This window comes from Companilactobacillus furfuricola, assembly GCF_003946325.1.
Lineage (GTDB): Bacteria > Bacillota > Bacilli > Lactobacillales > Lactobacillaceae > Companilactobacillus > Companilactobacillus furfuricola.
This window is the reverse complement of the sequence record NZ_RHNT01000044.1, coordinates 1-18,194: the sequence shown is the minus strand read 5'-3', so window position 1 is coordinate 18,194 and position 18,194 is coordinate 1. Positions and strand designations below refer to the sequence as shown.

Sequence of the window (18,194 nt, the reverse complement as noted above, 5' to 3'; positions counted from 1 at the left end):
TTTAAGACAAAGTTGACGTCTTAAAGGTTTTTTTATCGAAATCACGAATGTGAATATAATTAAAAAAGATTATAAAAAAGGCTGATTTAATTAGATTGACGTGTATAATAAATTTTATCGACTCAAGGAAAACTAAATTAAAACAATTAAGTTGAGAAACAAGATCAAAATCGATTTTCTATTTAAGAGAGCTTCGGGTGGGTGCGACGAATCAGCGACTCAGATTTTAAATAAAAGATTAATACAGGCTATGTCTGGTTGGTAGCGTCAAGAATCTTGTGTAAATGAAATGCCTTCGTACATATAATATGTATCTAACTGGCAATAATAATGATTTATGCGGCCATCGTTTTAATAATTTTTAGTACGCTATTAAAACTTTTTGAGCGTAGGAATCCGTGTTTCAAAGAAAACAATCATGTGACAACAGTACCGTGGTTACGTACCACACTTGTCGTCTTATCTACTGCGATGTTACTTATTATATTGATAATTAAAGATAGCAGTGTAGATTTTTTAATCTATTACGCATTAATTGCAGCGCCTCACGTAATTTCAGCATACTTTTCAACAAGTAGAAGAGCACATTTTTAAATTAGATGTTAAATAGGCGCATTCTGAGAACACTTTCGCTTTTTATAGTGGGTTCTCTCTTTTCCAAGACGCTGCAAGCTTCGAGTAATTAAGGTGGTGTTGATCTACAGCAATTTGAATATGACGAACAATAGCATCATTGATAGCCTGGTAGCTATCAATGATGCTATTGTTCGAGTAAGCGTTATTGATGTTAAAGTGTGAAGATTGAAGAGACGTAATTTTTAACGACTGACTTTTGAAAATTCATACTTGTATGTAAATATGAATTTATGAAAGTATACAAATATGAATGTTACAACACGGGATACAGAGTCTATGACGCTCGTAATCAAGAAGCATAGTGAAGATAGTAACTAGTGGTATCAAATCTAGTTATACAATTATAAATTCATACTTGTATAAACTTATGATTTTTTTCGAGTTCTTTTCTTATTTTCATCTTTCTCACGTAGTTGGGCTACCTTCATATCAAACATCTGTCGTTCGACCTGACTCATTTTATCAATTTGTGGCTGCATTTGATCTCCAAGTAACTCATAGGTGTAACTAAATGCTGATTGATCAAGTAGTGCCATAAACTGATAATATTGTTCAGCCGGCAAAACTAAAGATTTTCGTTCACTCTTATTACCGAATCCTTGAGTGGACCTAGAGCTATTATTGGTTTCTATAGTTGGTTCAGGTCGATATAGGGTTTTTGGCTGCGGATCAGATTTGTATGACTTATCGAGTAATCCTGATCCTTTTTTTAATGTATCTTTTTCAGAATTATCTTTTGTGAAAAAACCGGGTTTTTTTTGTCTTGATTCAGTCATCATTTGTCACTCTCCATTAAGTTCACGCGTTCAATGAATTCATTCGTCAGATTATCTAAGAATGAAGTAAAAATATCTTTGTCCCAGTAACTATCATTTCGTAGACCGTTTCGTGGTGCGGATTGTAGACGGCGCTTGTAAGGAACAATTGTCTTAAACATATTTTCTTTTCCAAAGAAGTTCACGGCATCTTGCATTACAGTTTCGTCAATACTTCCGGATCGCTGCATTTGATTCGGTAGAATACCGAGTACATCAGTTGGCACGCCGAACTCGTTTACCTTCTCTGGTAGCTCGTCTGGATTGAAAATGAAGTTGTGGGCCCCGTCCAGAGAATCTGATTGAGTTTGAAAGGCGACAAGGACGTAATCACTCGCTCCTACAGCGGAGTCAGTATAATCAGAAGAGGTTGGTGGTGTGTCCATGAAAATGAAGTCATAGGTTCCACGGCTTTTGAGAGGTTCAAGTAATTCTCTTAAAAAGAAGAGCTTTTTCGATTTAACTTTGTGGTAATTGGCGTCCCCTTCTTCGGCGACACCATACTGTTTGCTAAGATAATTTGTTAGATTCTTTAAATCATAATGGGCCGGAATAAGATCTAAATTTGGGAGTATGTTGACGACTAAATCAGTTAGATCATGGTCTCGGATTCCGGCCATCATTGTTTTGTCTAAGACAAAAACTGAATCTGGTTCGTTATGTTCTTTTGTTACTACGAATGATTTTGTAGTATTGGATTGTGGATCTTCATCTACGACTAGCACATGATAGCCGTGGAGAGACAGGCTGTAGGCTAAGTAACGAGTGATTGTGCTCTTACCGGCGCCACCTTTTTGATTTGCAACAGTAATTGTGAGGGGTCTTTTTAAATTTATTTTTTTCAATTTCTAAGCACCACACTTTCATAAATGTATGAATATATAACGAAATAAGTATAACTTGAATTGTTGTTTGTGTCAAGGTTCCTATTGCTATTGACAATAACTGCTTTACAAAGGCAATTAGTTCAATCATACATACATGAATTCATTTATTTATAATTTTATGTATGTATGAATTTATAAATATAAAAAAAGAAACCTCTTTATTTTGAAGAGATAATGAGGTACACTTCTCTTATAAATAAGAAAAGCGCCAACCAACGGGAATTGGTCAGCACTCGAAAAAAATCTTTTTCAACTATGAAGATTATACCAGCAAAATGGTGAGATGTCGAGAATGGTGTGATTTCAAAACGGTAGGGGACAAGCTGCCGGGTAAAGACTAAGGGGACACGTGTGGTGAGCGACTTCTGCGCAAATTCACTGGATCTTTTTAATTAGATCCGAAGGCGGTAATTTTTAAAATTTAGAAGTTTATTCGGGAGTAGTCGGACTATTCCTAACCTAAGCAACTTGGCATAACGCTGAGTTGCTTTTTTGTCTGCGCTTTTTCGTTTTCTATGTATTTTCTATTAAGCTAATTTAGGTGTTTATTTTGAAGGGAGGTGACGGGCCATGTATGATTTGAAGACAATTCAAGACGCACAAAGACTGGTATTACACGATTCATTATATACATATAAAGTTAAGAATAGTCGCTCTAATATTGCTGGACAAGCCAAGGAAACCTCTACAAAGAAAGGGGCCATTGCGCTCTTCAGCAGTAAGGATTCGATGCAAAAAGCACATGGTGTTGTGGTCACCTCTTTTGAGGCACTTGATGCCATCGCTGATCGTATGACTCACTGGACACCCAATACTTTCAACTGGCTTGGCTATACGCAAAATCGGGCGAGTGTTCGGGGCCACCGGGAAAATAACCTCGCGCAAATTAATAGCCTGGTCGTTGATATTGATTTTTCTGACGCGGCGGAACGCGATGCCCGGGAGCAGGAAGTGTTGAGTGCGGTCACGGTTGCCGATTTATTTATTCCCACGATGATTTTGCGAACGTCTAAAGGGTTCCATGTCTACTACGTTTTTGATCAACCCATGTTTTTGCGGAAGAAACGCGGCCAGTTTCCAGTCTTAAAAGCAGCCCAGAAAATGTCTAGTTTTGTGCGGCAATGGATTCAAAAACGGGTGGCTGGGGTTGATGTAGGCTGCAATAATTTTGGAATTTTCCGAATTCCGCGTCAGGATAATCTGATTTTTTTTGATGCTAATATGTTGATCCAGGTGAGCGCTCTGATGAAGTGGTCACAATATTATGCTGCCCAAGTTCCCGTCACAGATCAACCTGGAGGTAAGGTGATTTCATTGTCTTCTGATGAGGGTCGTCAGGTTGACCAGACCTGGTTTAAAGCGTTATTGAAAGTGACAACAGTTAAGCCGGGGCGTGGTTTAGCCCGTCATAACACCGTTATGACACTAGCTTTAGCGATGTACCAATCTAAAGTTTCTCAGCAGCGTGCGAGAGACGTTCTTGACGTGTTTAATTCAAATTTACATAAGCCATTGGTCGATCGTGAAGTTGTACAGTGCGTCAGAGACGCTTATTCAGGTGACTATCGAGGGGCAGCACTGAGTTATGTACAGGGATTGTTGGCTCAATGGGTGCCTAATTTTTCAGGTAAAGTTGTTGCAGGGATTGGTTGGTATAAATTTGCTAAGCCACGTGCCGAACGACAATACAGTCATGCCCACGAATGGCGTCAAGATGTGTTAGCATTGATTAATCGAGTAGGAAAGTCTACCACGGCCGTCGCTATATCAACGCGTCAGATTCAAGCAGAGTTAGGAATTTCTCCCGCCAGTTTGAATCGAGTTATGAAACAATTACAAGCAGCATATCAAGTGAAAAAAGTTCAACGTGGTAACCAACCGGCTTTGCTGACGACGGTAACCATGTTATTTAAGTCGGCTATGGCGAAGCGTCGGACTCAAAGTCAGGTGTGGACAAGGTACTTAAAACCACTAGTTCCTACAGTAGCTGTTAGTGGTTATGAGGCCGTTATCGATACGTTAGCGAGATTACATGAACATGATTTGGCGGGAGGCTTAGAGCCGCCATGGGAGTTTGAAAGGAAGCGCAGGTGGGGGTAAAAAGTGCTGCTATCAATTGCCGTAGGTAGATATCTAGGATAGGGTGCTCCTCTTGTTGGGTGTCTAGGCTTAGAAGCTGTCTAGTATCTTTTTAGAAGCAATGAGATAAACGCTAAAGCAATCATTTGCAGACTAGTATTTAGGTGACGTTCGCAGTTTTTCCAACGGTGACACTTATCCAACCAGCTAAATGAGCGTTCAATTTTTATTCCAAATTTGCTAAATAACGCGAATCAGTACCCATATTTACCAGGCATCAAATGTGGTCCACTATTAATTTGTACGCCTCGCTGGAACCTAAATTATCAATCTTTGAACATAAACAGAGCAAGTAATGAAAACAGCATCCAAGATGCTGTAGCTAATTTTCTTAAACAATGGAATGTGCCTCCACTGGTCTACCTAGTAGGTAAGCTCTGCCTGGATGATCAAATACTTTTTGCGACCCGAGCCCCGACCATGAAATTCCTCACGAGTACCGAACACCTGAATGTTTGTGTATGTAATTTCCAGTAATTTAAGTGTATTATCTAGTTGAGACATCTATTCCTACCCCGCTTATCTTGAGTTTCGTCGCTTAAAGCATAGCACTAGGGAGGCTTAGATGCCTTTTTTTGTTATCAAAAAGGGCCTAGTACTTTTGGAATGGAAATACTTTCCAACATTTACAATCTACCAAAAACTTAGTCAGTACTTCATTGACGAGTGATGCTGTCCGTTTTTTTAATCGGTAGGCCCAAAAGAAACGTGATTTGCGATCGATTAAAGTTAATAAAACTGCCTTACTATGTCCACGGGGGCCAACAACCGTATCTGGCTCTTATGATGTAATTACGGACAACTTGTTCGCTATAATTATCTCAAAGGAGTCTTTTGTTATGCCCACTAAATCTTCTAACCATCGATACTCAGCTGAATTTGAATCATCTATTGTGTCACTACACAAAACTGGCCGCTCGGCCAACTCCTTATCTAAGGAATATAACGTCAGCGTTTCCACGGTAACTAAGTGGATCAATCAGGCTAATCCCAGTAACGCCAAAGTCCTTTTGGACAATGAACGAGCCCTAATCAAGGAAAACCGCCGGCTTAAGGAGAAACTTGATATTTTAAAACGAGCGGCGGTGCTGTTGGCAAAAAACTAATGGTTAAAGGACGATCAGTTGTTTTAGAAATTGTCCAGGCTAATTTTCAAGCGAAGCACCGCATTACTCATATTTTGAGGACGCTAAAGATTCCCCGTTCCACCTATTACAGTTATCATCATTGGTAACCCAGTAAAACTGCCTGCCGACGTCAATTCATCAAACAACAGTTACTGTCACTTTGGCTAAAATATCCCATGTATGGTTATCCTAGATTAACTGTAGCGCTCTACCAAATACTTGGTTTAAAAGTCAGTCAATGGCTGGTCTACCGCTTGATGAAAGAATTAGAGATACGATCGTGGATGGTCAGAAAGATCCGTAAGCCGAAAACCCATACCGAGTATCCTCAACGGCCCAATCTAATTAGAGACTTAGCTTATCAGACAAGGGTACTTGTAACTGATATTACTTACATTCCGCTTTAACGTTCATGAAGCCATTGCTGGTATTGATCGCTATATACGCTGGTACAATCAAGAACGTATTTCGTCAGTCGCGTAGCGACCAAGCCCTTATAAGTTGGGCTGAGAAAAAAATAATCTTTTCTCGGCTTTTTTGGCATACTCCTAAACACACAAATTCACTATTGCAAAGCAGCACCAGTGATTATTTTACAATCTACCAAATTCATTAGTGATCCTATTTGTTATGAGAGTCTTATCAATATATAGAACATGTTCATGATAGTGCTACTACATATTGTGCATATTGGAGTTTACTTTTTCCTGAAGCCCGGTTAGAATTTATTGGTAGTATATTAATCGGAGCTGGCATAAATAAGCAATAAGCAGCAATTCATGGAAAACTACAGCAACTAATAATTAAGTACTAAAGATATCTGGTCTTGTTTTACCTGGAGATCAAGATTTTTCCATATGGAATATAATCCGTGGAACGTAGCGTTTCATGACAACCGATTACCCATGCTTAAGTTATAACATTTTGGCTTACATATGGTGATCCAATTACTAAACATTGGTAATCTAATCATTTAAGAAAATACAGGAAGGATCAATCAAATGGATTATATAAAATCAGTTCAAACAATTAAATGGAGAGCACTTAAGGAGAAAAGGGTTAAGAAAAGCGATGGTGAAATAGTGCCGTTTTATGCTTATAAAATTACCCTAGTTCTTGATGCATTAACGAATAGGGATGATATTAAGGACCAGGTACGTGCCCGTATCTTTTCACGAGTTACCCAATCCCCCAAAACCATTTCCTCTCTCGAAATTCGCAAATGGTTTACAGGTACGCTTATCTCGATTGGAGAGGCCAAGCTTGCCAATCAATATGATGAATATCGCGCTACTGATGTTAAGAATTGGTTGGAAGCTATTAATCCCCAGAAAAAGCTGGGGCAACTCTTTAACGGAAAAGAGACCGTTGTTCACGAAAATGCTAATAAAGATAGTAAGATTTTTAGTACTCGCCGAGATTTAACCGCTGGGATGGTCGGCAAATCACTTGGACTGACAATGATGCCTCAAACTGTTGCCAAAGCACATCTACGTGGAGATATTCATTATCATGATTTGGACTATTCTCCGTTAACATCAATGACAAATTGTTGTTTGATTGACTTTAAAAACATGCTTGCAAATGGGTTCAAGATTGGAAATGCTGATGTTGAACCTCCTAAGTCGATTCAGACAGCAACCGCCCAGATGTCACAGATTATTGCGAATGTGGCTTCAAGTCAGTATGGTGGCTGTTCATCTGATCGCACTGATGAAGTATTGGCCCCATATGCAGCTCTTAACTACCGAAAGCATCTTGCGGAGGCTAAAGATTGGGTGACACCCGATAAACGGATCGCTTTTGCAAAGGAAAAAACAAAAAAAGACATTTATGATGCTATGCAGGGGCTCGAATATGAAGTCAACACGCTGTTTTCTTCTAACGGGCAAACACCGTTTACGACAGTCGGTTTTGGGCTGGGAACTTCTTGGATTGAAAAAGAAATTCAGAAGGCAATCCTGAACGTTCGAATTAAAGGGTTGGGTAAACAACACCGAACAGCTATTTTTCCCAAATTAATTTTTACACTTAAACGTGGATTAAACTTGAAGAAAACAGATACAAATTATGATGTTAAGGAGCTGGCCGTCGAGTGTGCAACTAAGAGGATGTACCCTGACATTTTGATGTATGACAAAATCGTCGAAATAACTGGCAACTTTAAATGTCCAATGGGGTGTCGTAGCTTCTTGCAGGGATGGAAAGATGAGAATGGAAAAGAGGTTAACAGTGGTCGGATGAATTTAGGGGTGATCACAATCAACCTACCGAGAATTGCCATTGAGTCTAAAGGCGATAAGGCTGTTTTCTGGGAAATTATGGATGATCGGATTCACCTGGCGAAACGGGCATTAATGAGTCGATTGAACCGATGTAAGCAGGCAAAGCCCGAAAATGCACCCATTTTATACGAAAATGGTGCATTTGGAAAACGTTTGAAGAAAACGGACTCAGTCGACGAGTTGTTCAAGAACAATCGGTCAACAATTTCTTTAGGCTATATTGGCCTCTACGAAGTTGGTACGGAATTTTATGGCCCACGATGGGAACATAATCGTGAGGCACACGACTTCACAGTTTTAATTGTAAAATATCTCCACGACTATTGTGCAAAGTGGGAAAAACAATATGGCTATCATTTCAGTGTCTATTCGACACCCGCTGAGTCGTTAACGGATACTTTTTGTGAAGACGACATTAAAAGATTCGGCCGGATTCCTGATATTACATCGAAGGGCTATTATACCAATAGTTTTCATTATGATGTGCGCAAGAATCCGATGCCATTTGAAAAATTAGCGTTTGAAGAAGCATATCCTAAATACGCTTCCGGTGGGTTTATTCACTATTGTGAATACCCAAACCTAAAACAAAATCCGGCTGCTCTTGAAGCGGTGTGGGATTGGGCATATAACCATGTGGGGTATTTGGGAACCAATGCATCAATTGACCACTGCTTTAAGTGTGGCTTCGACGGAGATTTTAAACCAACAGCCAAAGGCTTTGAGTGTCCCAATTGTGGTAATCGGGATCCCCAAACCTGTGACGTGGTTAAGCGAACCTGTGGTTACCTGGGGAATCCCATGATTCGGCCTATGGTTCATGGTCGTCATAAGGAAATTGCTTCACGGGTTAAGAATATGAGACTGGGAGAAATGTCAAATGACAAGAAATAATCAGGTTCGGGAACCGAATAATCCACTGCCAAAACAGTGGTTAGCTTCTGAGCGCAGTCAGTACTATGTGGCAAGTTACAAGCCTTTTAATATGGTGGACGGTGAAGGCGTTCGCTGCAGTCTCTATGTTTCTGGTTGCCTTTTCAATTGTCCAGGGTGTTATAACAAGGCTGCTCAAAATTTTCATTATGGTAAACCTTATTCTAAAAAACTAGAGGATCAGATCATTGCAGATATGTCTGAAATCTATGTCCAGGGATTGACTTTGCTTGGGGGCGAACCATTTTTAAATACGCAGGTTTGTTTAAAATTATGTCGCAGGGTTCGACAAGAATTTGGTCAGACTAAGGACATCTGGTCATGGACGGGTTATACATGGGATGAATTGATGCAAGAATCATATGACAAACTTGAACTGCTTAGGTTGATCGACATTTTGGTGGATGGGCGTTTTCTTGAAACCCAAAAAGATCTGACCCTTCAGTTTAGGGGGAGTTCCAATCAGCGGATTATCGATGTTCCTAAATCTTTGGCTGCAAATAAAGTAATTATATGGGACAAACTCATAAGATGATTTGGAGGAAATATAAGTGGCTGAATTAGTAATTAGACATTTATCTGTGGCAGTTCAAGATAAAATGATTCTAGATGACGTTAACCTGAATATTCACGATGGTGAAATTCATGCGCTGATGGGTCCCAATGGAACTGGAAAGTCCACTCTGTCAGAAACGATTATGGGCAACCCCCGGTACAAGATTACCGACGGAAAAATTTTGATGGATGGTCGGAATATTGCAAAGATGAAAATTGATGAACGCGCTCGTGCGGGGATCTTTTTGGCTATGCAATACCCTGTTGAAGTAGCGGGGATTACCAATGCAGACTTTATCCACTCAGCAATGAATGCACGTACTGGTAACCAGAATGTACCGGTATTACAGTTTCTAGATCAATTACATCAGAATATGGAGATTCTTAATATTGATCCAGCATACACTGACCGTGGCCTCAATAAAGACTTTTCCGGCGGTGAGAAAAAACGTAACGAGATTCTTCAGCTTATGATGTTGAAACCAACACTGGCTATTTTGGATGAAATTGATTCGGGGCTTGACATCGATGCTCTCAAGGTGGTTGCTAAAGGAATTAATTCGATGCGTGATCGGAAGTTTAGTTGTTTGATGGTTACTCACTATCAACGATTGTTAAATTACGTTGTTCCCGACGTTGTCCACATTATGATGAATGGTCGAATTGTTAAAACTGGTGGTCCGAAGTTAGCAATGGACCTTGAAAATACCGGTTATGAAAAGCTGATATAAGGTGAGGGAGTAAAAAAACTGGTGTCAATCAAAAAAGTACTCAAAACCGCTGAATTTCAACATCCACATTTTCCAAAATATTTAGGTATTCATTATACACCGGAAGACTTTGACTTTCATAGTGATCAAAATACCTGTGATTGGAAATGGCACGCAAATCAGAATGCAATCGCTGAGATTAAAGCGAAGGGCGGCCAAATAAGCCGTATCGATGCTTGCACAATCCAATCCCACCAAACACAGGAAATTTTAAATTTTATCCAACTTTATAAAGTTATAAAGGCTCTATCCTTCTCATAAATAAAATAGAAGTATGATTCAACAACTTAATATCTGATAACTTGACAGTATTTAACCAAAAAGCCAACAGGTCCTCATTATCCGGCTTATCTTGAATAGATTCGTAGTGATTATAATATGCTTCAGCAAAATAATTTTGGAAAGATCTAAATATGTAGGCCGATCTATTCTCTGGTCTGGCCTTTTTACTTTTTAGCGTCTCCATGACAATTCTCTTTATTTCGTTAACTATTGTCGTTTATATAAACTCGTTTTTCTCAAAAGTTGTGGTCAAAACAGGGTCGTCTAATCCACACCCTTGACCAGTTTAAACATTGATTTCTTTGTGTTTAAAAAAGGAAATTTTCTAATCTTCCCTTTTCGACCTTTTTATTTTATCTTGCATTAAGTAATCATCAGTTTTCAGATTTATGTCATCCTCCTACAAAGTGTTAAATGTTATATGCTAAATATATTTAACACTTTGTAGGAGACAATTAACAAACGAGACTTGTCTGATTCTCAATAGAGCCGTACATTTTTAATAAGTCAAAGCATTCTTGGAAGAAGTTTTTAAACGATGTAAACATAACTTTATCCATTGATTCTTGATCATGATACTTTTTACCAACATACAAAATAATTCTAGAAACTTCACGATTGATTCGGTCTTTAATAAATTCATTAGTTTCAAACATTGTTGCCGGTCTTGCTAGAGGTTCCTTACGATAATTCAGATCTCGATAAACTTTCTTCTTAGCGTTCATAATCAATTTAGCATAGTTAGTCAGTTTTTTAGCACTTCCGTAAGAAAGACTAACCAAAGTGTCTATTAGGTTTTGAGGCATTCCATATGATAAAAGGGTGCTTTCTTCGGCAGCTATTTCGACATTGTCGATATTTTCGTTAATTTTAGAATTATTAGTATTATTAGAACGTAATTTCAAGTGATTGAAGTTCAAGTAATTAAGTAGACTATTTGTCTTGTTCGAAGAAGACTTTTTGTCCGTAGGTGTTGTATCAGCGCTTTCTACTTGTTGAGGAGCATCTGTTGCAACGTCTTTTTTGGAATGACCTAAGAACTTTTCTTTAACAGCATCAGGCAAAGATGGAAATAATTTGTAAGTTCCGTTAAAGCATTTCTTTCTGAAGATTAATCCTGCTTCAACTAGTTTGTCCATGATTCTTGAGATAGTTTTAGTTGATTGATTGATCAACTCTGCCAAATCGGAATAAGTGTATACAACGTAGTATCGATTTTCTTTACGATCGAAGAAGTCTTCTCCATTTTGTACACTTAAGCCAAGTCGATTATAAATAGCTGAGAAAACTTGAGTTGGATTTCCATTAAGAGATTTGTCTCCTAAATCAATCAATGCAATGTATCCCTTCGGTTCAACAAAATCTTGTTTAGCCCTCTTCATCGCTTCTTGTAGTGTTTTATCGTTAGACATATTATTGTCATCCTTCCATGTTTTTTCATAGAAAGAAAAAAGACTGATGAGCAAATATCCCCACCAGTCTTTTAACGATTAAATAATTGATTTATCTCTGCCTACAATCTATAATAAGAATTAAAGCAGAGCGTTAAAAGTAGTGAGTATGTGTGGAATACTCATTGCCGAATCCTTAATCGCTGGTAACAATTAAGGATTCAACGCTTTTTTCTTTTATATATATAGTCGTACTTTTAAAAAGTGCGACTATTTTTTTCTGTCTTAAATATATATTCTGTGAAGCATAAAATCAACAAAAACCTTGATATATCAACAACTCATACATTTAACATTATATATATAACATAATGTTAAATGTTATGTGTGAAATGTATTTAACATTATGTAAAAGGCTTAACAGAGAGAATCTTTGATACGATAGCTTTCTTGAAAAATATTGATATAAAAATATCGGTAGTTTAGCCTAGAACAAAGTGTTAAATGTTATATGTTAAATACATTTAACACTACTTATTCATTGAACCATAAGTATTATTAACACTTATGCAGAGGTGTGTTAATATTGAAGTATAAAATTATTGGGGGAGCTTTTATGACTGCAAAAGTATTATCTTTTTTGAACTTTAAGGGTGGCGTTGGAAAAACAAGTACTACAGCTTTAACAAGTTATAACCTGGCCAAATTAGGTTATAAGGTTTTGGCAATTGATTTTGATCCTCAGGCTAACTTAACATCTTTATTTTTAAAGACTAAAAATATCAAAACAAATGATGAAATCATTACAATTGAAACTTCACTTATGACAGCTGTGAATGATGATCTTGACTTGAAGGATATTGCAATTTCAATCGATGAGAATTTATCATTGATTCCTAACGCAGTGGACTTCAGTATGTATAACCGATACTTGGATAAGAATATTAAAACTGAGCAGGATAAATTAGATTTCTTTAAAAATAAGATTGAATCTTTGAAGAAAGATTATGACTTTATTTTTATTGATGTTCCGCCAACAATTTCGTTGCCAAATGACACTGCATTTAATGCTTGTGATCAGATCATCGTCGTTTTACAAACACAAGAAAGATCATTGTCAGGTGCAGAAGTGTTAATTGATTATCTACAAAAAACATTGATTGATGATTTTAATTCTGATGTTGATGTCATGGGTATCTTACCTGTTTTGTCAAAACGTAATGCGGCAGTTGATGAAGAAATTTTAAATTCAGCCGAATCTGAATTTGGTAAAGATAATATTTTCCAGCATAAAATTATGATCATGGAAAGAATCAAACGTATGGATATGACCGGTATTACCGATAATAAAAAAGACGTTTGGGACAAAAAGGTACATGCAGCATTTACGGGTGTGGCTAAAGAAATAATCGAAAGGTTAGGTGAATAGTCATGGGGATGCTGAAACACGATGACAAAAAAATTTCAAAACCAAAGAAATCTACGCTTGAGCGTGGCACCAAGGTTGTCGTTGAGAACCAAGTAAAGAGAAAAGATGTCGTTGACATGCCAGACTCTGGTGTTACTTTCCCAGTAAATGTTCGAGTGGATAATCATATTAGAAACAAAATATCGGCTCTGTTGAACCTGGGTATGGCGAAATCTCAAAAAGAATTAGTCAAACAGTTGGTTGAGAATGAAATAGACAGATTGCCGGAAAGTGATAAGAGTAGATTTGATAGGATGTTTGAAATTTTGGAAGAAAAAGATAATATGAAGAACTAAATGTTAATAACATTATATATTTAACATTTAACACTTTGTTGAAGGATAACTTAAACCTTCAACATATAAAAAAAGACGTTACTGAGTAACGTCTTTGGAATGGCCCCTTTTCGTCGCTTAAAGCATAGCACTAGGGAGGCTTAGATGCCTTTTTTTGTTATCAAAAAGGGCCTAGTACTTTTGGAATGGAAATACTTTCCAACACCAAAAATTCTAGACCCATAATAAAATAATTCTGAATAGAACTGGTGAAGACGAAGAAAGAGAAGCTCAAATTAATCTTGAAGATAAATTGACTCTTCATTTATACGTTGATACTAGCTCTGTAGAAATATTTGTTAATGATGGAGTAAGAACATTTACGGAAAGATTTTATGCGGATAATGCCAATTTGAATGTAATTGCGAAGAATTCAACAAATGTTTCTGCCGTTATTTATAAATTGGAGAATTCAGCCATTAAATTCTAAAAAATACCTCTTAACATCTGGATTAATTTCTGCATGTTAGGAGGTATTTTAATTGTAGATATTTTTTAAATTAAAGCAGTAACTGATAATGATGCGGCGAATAGTAAAGCAATAATAATGTTGATTGGATTGATCTCTTCTCTTTTACCAGCGACTAATTTGGCAATGGGATACATAATGAATCCAAAGGCCATACCCACTGAAATGTTGCCAGTGAAAGGAATCATAATAATAATCAGGAATGCGGGGAACCAATCTGTAAAATCATCCATATTAATCATTTTGATATTTCCCATCATAGAGCAAGCGGTCAGAATAATAATAGAAGTAGTGGCGCAACTTGGAATGTAACCTATAATCGGTGTCAAAATAATTGAAGCAAGAAATAGGATGCCGGTCGTGATAGAAGTGATTCCGGTTCTACCACCAGCAGTGATAGCGGCACCTGCTTCGGCAGCATCAACGGTAGGACTTGATCCTAATATGGCGGCTGCAATGTTTGAAAGACCAGTTGCTTGCAGGGTTGGCTTAACTTGTGATTGGTCAGGTAGCAACCCTTTACAAATGCCAACACCTTCAAAGATCATTAACATCAGCATGGCAAAAATAGCAGTAATAAATTTAATCCATGAAGGAATGACGAATCCAAAGTGTGCCAAAATATGGGGATACTTTGTTAATTCACTGATTGGAATTGCTGCACCAGTGGTACTTTGAACGTGCAATAGTAAAGCGATAACGGTAATAATTGCCATACTACCAACCATTTTCCATGAATAGCCTCTAATTTGGAATATCAATGTTAAGACAATACCCAAAATGGCTAAAAGTGCAGGGGTAGAAAAAATATTACCGAACTTTACGACTGAGCTAGATAAGGATCTTAAGTGAACCATCTTTATAACTGAGGAAGCCGTAAACTAAAATTCCTAGGATTCCACAGATGGCGATAACGATAATGGCACCGACCTTAGTAGCGTCGGATATCACTTTTACTAGTAAGAAGTTAGCTACAACGACAACAACAAGCATCACAATGCCATCAATGAGGATGCGGATTAGTTTCTTACCCATTTCCTTATCAACAATTTCAAATTGCTTATTGATAAGTCTGAAAGCAAAATGACTCATAATAACAAACGCAATTGTTGTAGCGACGACAGGGTCATAAACTCCTAGAGCTAGAGTAAGTGGTAATTGAAGTACAATCTTTAGAATATAAGCAATTGCCAAATAGATCATTGATTTCTTCATATGATGGGTAACTTGAAGGATGTTCTCTAGTATCATGAATAAACAGTAGAAGAAAGCTTCAAAACAAGATACTATTAGGACCTTTGAACCAAGAATACTTTGATCATAGAAGACAAATTCAGAAATCTTTTATGCATTTAAACAAGATATTTTACGCTCTCAAAAAGATAAAGATAGATACAATATAGATACTCAAAAGTTGGACTTTTCCACAGCTCATTTCTCACCAGCAGAACTAGAAAAGCAAAACCATGATATCGTGAGCCATGCTAATGACTTCTTAACTGATGAAGACAGTGGCTTACCCGTTTTCTTAGAACCAGGAGCCGTGCAATTACTTAGCTTCTGGTGCCGTACCCCACAACAAATGCGGCGCTTCATTGGCATTATCTTAAATGCTAAGTACCGAGTTGAGAAAGATCATCAGGATATTGGGGTCCTAATCTCACTTGATGATGAGGAACTGAAACCTTTAATGACTAAAGCCTTGAGACGCTACTTTAACGCCCTGAGAAGCAATGAGAAGCACATCAAGAATGTTGAGAACTACTTATACGGCACCATGCAAAACCTATTTGGCGTTTGGTGGAATAAACAAGCGGCTAGAGAATATGCGGCCAAACACCCCGAAGAACAGAACACTGACAATGAGCGCTCTTGGAATTAAACGGCATCTAAGCTCATCTAAGCCGTTTTAAACAGATAGAGCATAATTATATTAAACGAGTTTTAAAATGCGCGTACGGGCATTTTAGGAACGTTGTATAAGTGCCATTGCGGAAAGGACAGCAAACTTAAATTCACAACTTTTAAAGAAGCAGGCTAATTGAGATGGTACTCAAAGATTAGTATAATGTGAGTAGTAATAAAGGGGGGCGAGAAAATCATGGCAGTTAAGGAAAAGAAACGCGTACAAGTCCAGATTGACAAAGAATTGGCAGATAATACCGAAGCCGTTTTAAGCCAGTTAGGTCTAAACCCAACTACCGCGATCAATATGTTTTATAAGCGGATCGTAGCTGACGAAGCATTACCGTTTAAACCAGCCCTGAGCAAAGCCGAAAGAGCTAATTTAAGCCTTTTAAAGGCTACCAAAGAGACACCAGTAACAGAGTTCAAAGACGCTAAAGAAGTCGCTGATTGGCTCAATGATCCAGATGAGGACTAATGGCTTATCAGATTAAATAAATTAATAACTTGGGAGTGTGATGAACATGAAAGATACAATCACAATTAATGACTTTTTTGAAATTGCCAAAGAAACTGATTTAAAAGATTTACTTGATAAGTCATTACATGAGCCAGATCCAGAAAAGCGCAAAGTATATGACGCTTTATATACCTACTTTTTAGATAAAAGGCAAGATGAGGTTATTAAGCGAAAGGGCTTTGTCCGTTGATAGATAAACCCCAATATATAATTGTTGCTGGTATTAACGGAGCAGGAAAAAGTACGCTATACGATACATTTCCCATCTTATTTGACAAAACAAAACGGATTAATGCTGATGAAATTTTAAGACAAATGGGTGGCGATTGGCATGAAGACAGTGACAACTTAAAAGCCATGAAAGAAGAAATTAAACAACTACACTATGCTTTAGATCACCAGCAAAGTATTCACGTAGAAACAACACTGGCAGGTAGAGGAAAAGCTCAAATCAATTTGATTGACAAAGCTCACAAAAATGGCTTTGAAGTGACTTTATTGTATGTTGCTTTGCGAGATGAAAATTTAGCTATCCAAAGGGTCAACGAACGGGTACAAAAAGGTGGCCACGGTGTTCCAGTGGCAACGATCAAGAAACGTTATCAGCAATCCAAACATAATATGCCATTAGTGGCCTTTAAATCTGATAAGGTCATGATCTATGATAATAGCGAAAAGTTTACCTCTGTTTATGCAAGAGAGGAGGGACAAGTTTTTAAGAACGATTTGAGGCATTTTCCTTGGATAAACCAAAATATTACTTATCCAGAAAAGGTGCAAAAGCAGTTACAAAATTTTGCAGATCAAAACCCAGAAGTAAAGCCTAAAAATGATCCAGAAAATAAAAACGATCGGCCTAGTTATTAGGTTGATCGTTTTTGAGTTTATTCGGTTTATGGGCATTAACGTAATCGGCGAATGTTTTTAAAAGCTCTTCGGTTTGTTCGATCGAAAGGTTATCAGCTTGGAAGTATTTTTCTAGCAAAGCTCCTTTTTGAATTAATCGGCGAGAACGAGCTTTGCGGTCTTGCCGAATTTCATAATATTTAGATTGCCGTAATTTAAAATCTTCCCGCTCAATTTTTTGTTTTAAACGCGCTTGTTGTTCAACTAGTTTTTCATATTGATTAGGCATAGTCATTACCACCTAACTATTATTGGTTATTTTGATCTTGATTTAAAAAGGCGGCAATTTTTTTAGCAATAATTTTAATTTGTGGAGTGGTCAGTGTTGCATAATTCAAATTAGATGATTTGATGATTTCCTTACCAAGGCTTTGTTCAATTTTGCTTTTTTCAGCTTTAATCTTTTGATTAAGCTGTTTTAATTTAGCTTCTTGTTTTTCTAAGTTACTTTGAGTCACAATTATCCCTCCAATCATCTTAAAATAATCACCGACACTATATCATAAGGAAAACACTAAGTCAAAGTATAAGAGTTGAAATAGCGAAGCGGAAGGCATACACTAAAAATAAATTCAGGAGAATCAGCAGATCGAGTGAAACGAGGTCAATGCGCACTTACACACAACAACTAAAGTTGGTTGTGTTATTGTGCTAAACCCTTGTATCAGAAGTCGCCGTTGGCGACAACAAAAGCAAACCCATAAACCCAAAGAAAGGTGGTGACCGACATGGCAATTTTTCACATGAGCTTTAGTAATATTAGTGCTGGAA

Annotated in this window: 18 protein-coding genes and 5 pseudogenes; 13 read left to right on the top strand and 10 right to left on the bottom strand. The window is 37.5% G+C overall.

Annotation, left to right across the window (positions count from 1 at the left end; translation table 11 throughout):
• Nucleotides 1–1,001: 1,001 nt before the first annotated feature.
• Both EKM78_RS09890 and EKM78_RS09885 read right to left on the bottom strand, forming a co-directional pair.
• Nucleotides 1,002–1,415 carry a hypothetical protein gene (locus EKM78_RS09890; RefSeq protein ID WP_125771815.1) on the bottom strand — a complete coding sequence of 138 codons (414 nt, stop codon included), beginning with the start codon at nt 1,413–1,415 and terminating at the stop codon, nt 1,002–1,004.
• On the bottom strand, nt 1,412–2,296 hold the full coding sequence (locus EKM78_RS09885) for a ParA family protein (RefSeq protein ID WP_125771813.1): 885 nt from the start codon (nt 2,294–2,296) through the stop codon (nt 1,412–1,414). Before EKM78_RS09885 ends, EKM78_RS09890 begins: the two co-directional genes overlap by 4 nt.
• 612 nt (nt 2,297–2,908) lie before the next feature.
• Here EKM78_RS09885 and EKM78_RS09880 point away from each other — a divergent pair.
• A complete protein-coding gene (locus EKM78_RS09880) occupies nt 2,909–4,438 on the top strand; it encodes a primase C-terminal domain-containing protein (protein ID WP_125771811.1) in 1,530 nt (509 codons plus the stop codon).
• An 80-nt stretch (nt 4,439–4,518) separates the two neighbouring features.
• Here the strand turns inward: EKM78_RS09880 and EKM78_RS09875 are convergent.
• The 3 pseudogenes from EKM78_RS09875 to EKM78_RS09865 all read right to left on the bottom strand — a co-directional run.
• Nucleotides 4,519–4,641: pseudogene (locus tag EKM78_RS09875) on the bottom strand (IS5/IS1182 family transposase); the annotation flags it as partial.
• 202 nt (nt 4,642–4,843) lie between these two features.
• Nucleotides 4,844–4,981: pseudogene (locus EKM78_RS13145) on the bottom strand (ISL3 family transposase); the annotation flags it as partial.
• Nucleotides 4,982–5,114: 133 nt separating this feature from the next.
• Nucleotides 5,115–5,258, bottom strand: a pseudogene (locus EKM78_RS09865) (IS30 family transposase); the annotation flags it as partial.
• A gap of 58 nt (nt 5,259–5,316) precedes the next feature.
• Between EKM78_RS09865 and EKM78_RS13140 the strand changes: the two are divergent.
• The 5 genes and pseudogenes from EKM78_RS13140 to EKM78_RS09835 form a co-directional block, all read left to right on the top strand.
• Nucleotides 5,317–6,008 (top strand): annotated as a pseudogene (locus EKM78_RS13140) (IS3 family transposase); the annotation flags it as partial.
• A gap of 597 nt (nt 6,009–6,605) precedes the next feature.
• Nucleotides 6,606–8,783: an anaerobic ribonucleoside-triphosphate reductase gene (nrdD, locus tag EKM78_RS09850; RefSeq protein ID WP_125771807.1), complete on the top strand. Its 2,178-nt coding sequence runs from the start codon at nt 6,606–6,608 to the stop codon at nt 8,781–8,783.
• Nucleotides 8,770–9,357 (top strand): anaerobic ribonucleoside-triphosphate reductase activating protein, encoded by a 588-nt coding sequence (gene nrdG / locus EKM78_RS09845; protein ID WP_125771805.1) that lies wholly within the window; start codon nt 8,770–8,772, stop codon nt 9,355–9,357. The genes nrdD and nrdG overlap by 14 nt, the downstream gene beginning before the upstream one ends.
• A gap of 16 nt (nt 9,358–9,373) precedes the next feature.
• The gene (gene sufC, locus EKM78_RS09840; protein ID WP_020090226.1) at nt 9,374–10,108 is read left to right on the top strand and encodes a Fe-S cluster assembly ATPase SufC; all 735 of its coding nucleotides are present in this window, start codon (nt 9,374–9,376) and stop codon (nt 10,106–10,108) included.
• A gap of 21 nt (nt 10,109–10,129) precedes the next feature.
• Complete coding sequence (locus EKM78_RS09835) at nt 10,130–10,408, top strand: hypothetical protein (protein ID WP_125771803.1); 279 nt, start codon at nt 10,130–10,132, stop codon at nt 10,406–10,408.
• 476 nt (nt 10,409–10,884) lie between these two features.
• On the opposite strand, the gene EKM78_RS09830 is transcribed toward EKM78_RS09835, so the two are convergent.
• Nucleotides 10,885–11,841, bottom strand: coding sequence for a winged helix-turn-helix domain-containing protein (locus EKM78_RS09830; RefSeq protein ID WP_125771801.1), 957 nt, complete (start codon nt 11,839–11,841; stop codon nt 10,885–10,887).
• A gap of 595 nt (nt 11,842–12,436) precedes the next feature.
• Here EKM78_RS09830 and EKM78_RS09825 point away from each other — a divergent pair.
• The 3 genes from EKM78_RS09825 (at nt 12,437) to EKM78_RS09815 (ending at nt 14,053) form a co-directional block, all read left to right on the top strand.
• Nucleotides 12,437–13,249 (top strand): ParA family protein, encoded by an 813-nt coding sequence (locus EKM78_RS09825; RefSeq protein WP_125771799.1) that lies wholly within the window; start codon nt 12,437–12,439, stop codon nt 13,247–13,249.
• A 2-nt stretch (nt 13,250–13,251) separates the two neighbouring features.
• Entirely contained in the window at nt 13,252–13,584 is a 333-nt protein-coding gene (locus EKM78_RS09820) for a DUF5388 domain-containing protein (protein WP_057814724.1), read from the top strand.
• A 229-nt stretch (nt 13,585–13,813) separates the two neighbouring features.
• Nucleotides 13,814–14,053, top strand: a complete 240-nt coding sequence (locus tag EKM78_RS09815) for a GH32 C-terminal domain-containing protein (protein ID WP_125771797.1) — start codon at nt 13,814–13,816, stop codon at nt 14,051–14,053.
• Nucleotides 14,054–14,118: 65 nt separating this feature from the next.
• Here the strand turns inward: EKM78_RS09815 and EKM78_RS09810 are convergent, their stop codons facing one another.
• Nucleotides 14,119–14,808, bottom strand: coding sequence for a hypothetical protein (locus tag EKM78_RS09810; RefSeq protein WP_125771795.1), 690 nt, complete (start codon nt 14,806–14,808; stop codon nt 14,119–14,121).
• A 115-nt stretch (nt 14,809–14,923) separates the two neighbouring features.
• Entirely contained in the window at nt 14,924–15,307 is a 384-nt protein-coding gene (locus tag EKM78_RS09805) for a hypothetical protein (RefSeq protein ID WP_484027633.1), read from the bottom strand.
• A gap of 166 nt (nt 15,308–15,473) precedes the next feature.
• Here EKM78_RS09805 and EKM78_RS09800 point away from each other — a divergent pair.
• From EKM78_RS09800 to EKM78_RS09785, 4 genes and pseudogenes are all read left to right on the top strand, one after another.
• Nucleotides 15,474–15,974, top strand: a pseudogene (locus EKM78_RS09800) (replication initiator protein A); the annotation flags it as partial.
• 219 nt (nt 15,975–16,193) lie between these two features.
• Complete coding sequence (locus tag EKM78_RS09795) at nt 16,194–16,475, top strand: type II toxin-antitoxin system RelB/DinJ family antitoxin (RefSeq protein ID WP_125771791.1); 282 nt, start codon at nt 16,194–16,196, stop codon at nt 16,473–16,475.
• A gap of 46 nt (nt 16,476–16,521) precedes the next feature.
• Complete coding sequence (locus EKM78_RS09790) at nt 16,522–16,707, top strand: hypothetical protein (RefSeq protein WP_125771789.1); 186 nt, start codon at nt 16,522–16,524, stop codon at nt 16,705–16,707.
• Entirely contained in the window at nt 16,704–17,384 is a 681-nt protein-coding gene (locus EKM78_RS09785) for an ATPase (RefSeq protein WP_125771787.1), read from the top strand. The genes EKM78_RS09790 and EKM78_RS09785 overlap by 4 nt, the downstream gene beginning before the upstream one ends.
• Here EKM78_RS09785 and EKM78_RS09780 read toward each other — a convergent pair.
• Both EKM78_RS09780 and EKM78_RS09775 read right to left on the bottom strand, forming a co-directional pair.
• The gene (locus EKM78_RS09780) at nt 17,374–17,652 is read right to left on the bottom strand and encodes a hypothetical protein (RefSeq protein ID WP_125771785.1); all 279 of its coding nucleotides are present in this window, start codon (nt 17,650–17,652) and stop codon (nt 17,374–17,376) included. The two genes, EKM78_RS09785 and EKM78_RS09780, sit on opposite strands and share 11 nt — an antisense overlap.
• Nucleotides 17,653–17,671: 19 nt before the next feature.
• The gene (locus tag EKM78_RS09775; RefSeq protein ID WP_425453543.1) at nt 17,672–17,881 is read right to left on the bottom strand and encodes a hypothetical protein; all 210 of its coding nucleotides are present in this window, start codon (nt 17,879–17,881) and stop codon (nt 17,672–17,674) included.
• Between the last annotated feature and the right edge of the window lie 313 nt (nt 17,882–18,194).

Bases quoted from the DNA above. Each gene is read 5' to 3' on its own strand.
- EKM78_RS09890 (WP_125771815.1), bottom strand. From the start codon at position 1,415: ATGATGACTGAATCAAGACAAAAAAAACCCGGTTTTTTCACAAAAGAT.
- EKM78_RS09880 (WP_125771811.1), top strand. From the start codon at position 2,909: ATGTATGATTTGAAGACAATTCAAGACGCACAAAGACTGGTATTACAC.
- nrdD (WP_125771807.1), top strand. From the start codon at position 6,606: ATGGATTATATAAAATCAGTTCAAACAATTAAATGGAGAGCACTTAAG.
- nrdG (WP_125771805.1), top strand. From the start codon at position 8,770: ATGACAAGAAATAATCAGGTTCGGGAACCGAATAATCCACTGCCAAAA.
- EKM78_RS09830 (WP_125771801.1), bottom strand. From the start codon at position 11,841: ATGTCTAACGATAAAACACTACAAGAAGCGATGAAGAGGGCTAAACAA.
- EKM78_RS09825 (WP_125771799.1), top strand. From the start codon at position 12,437: ATGACTGCAAAAGTATTATCTTTTTTGAACTTTAAGGGTGGCGTTGGA.
- EKM78_RS09820 (WP_057814724.1), top strand. From the start codon at position 13,252: ATGGGGATGCTGAAACACGATGACAAAAAAATTTCAAAACCAAAGAAA.
- EKM78_RS09810 (WP_125771795.1), bottom strand. From the start codon at position 14,808: ATGGCAATTATTACCGTTATCGCTTTACTATTGCACGTTCAAAGTACC.
- EKM78_RS09805 (WP_484027633.1), bottom strand. From the start codon at position 15,307: ATGAAGAAATCAATGATCTATTTGGCAATTGCTTATATTCTAAAGATT.
- EKM78_RS09795 (WP_125771791.1), top strand. From the start codon at position 16,194: ATGGCAGTTAAGGAAAAGAAACGCGTACAAGTCCAGATTGACAAAGAA.
- EKM78_RS09790 (WP_125771789.1), top strand. From the start codon at position 16,522: ATGAAAGATACAATCACAATTAATGACTTTTTTGAAATTGCCAAAGAA.
- EKM78_RS09780 (WP_125771785.1), bottom strand. From the start codon at position 17,652: ATGCCTAATCAATATGAAAAACTAGTTGAACAACAAGCGCGTTTAAAA.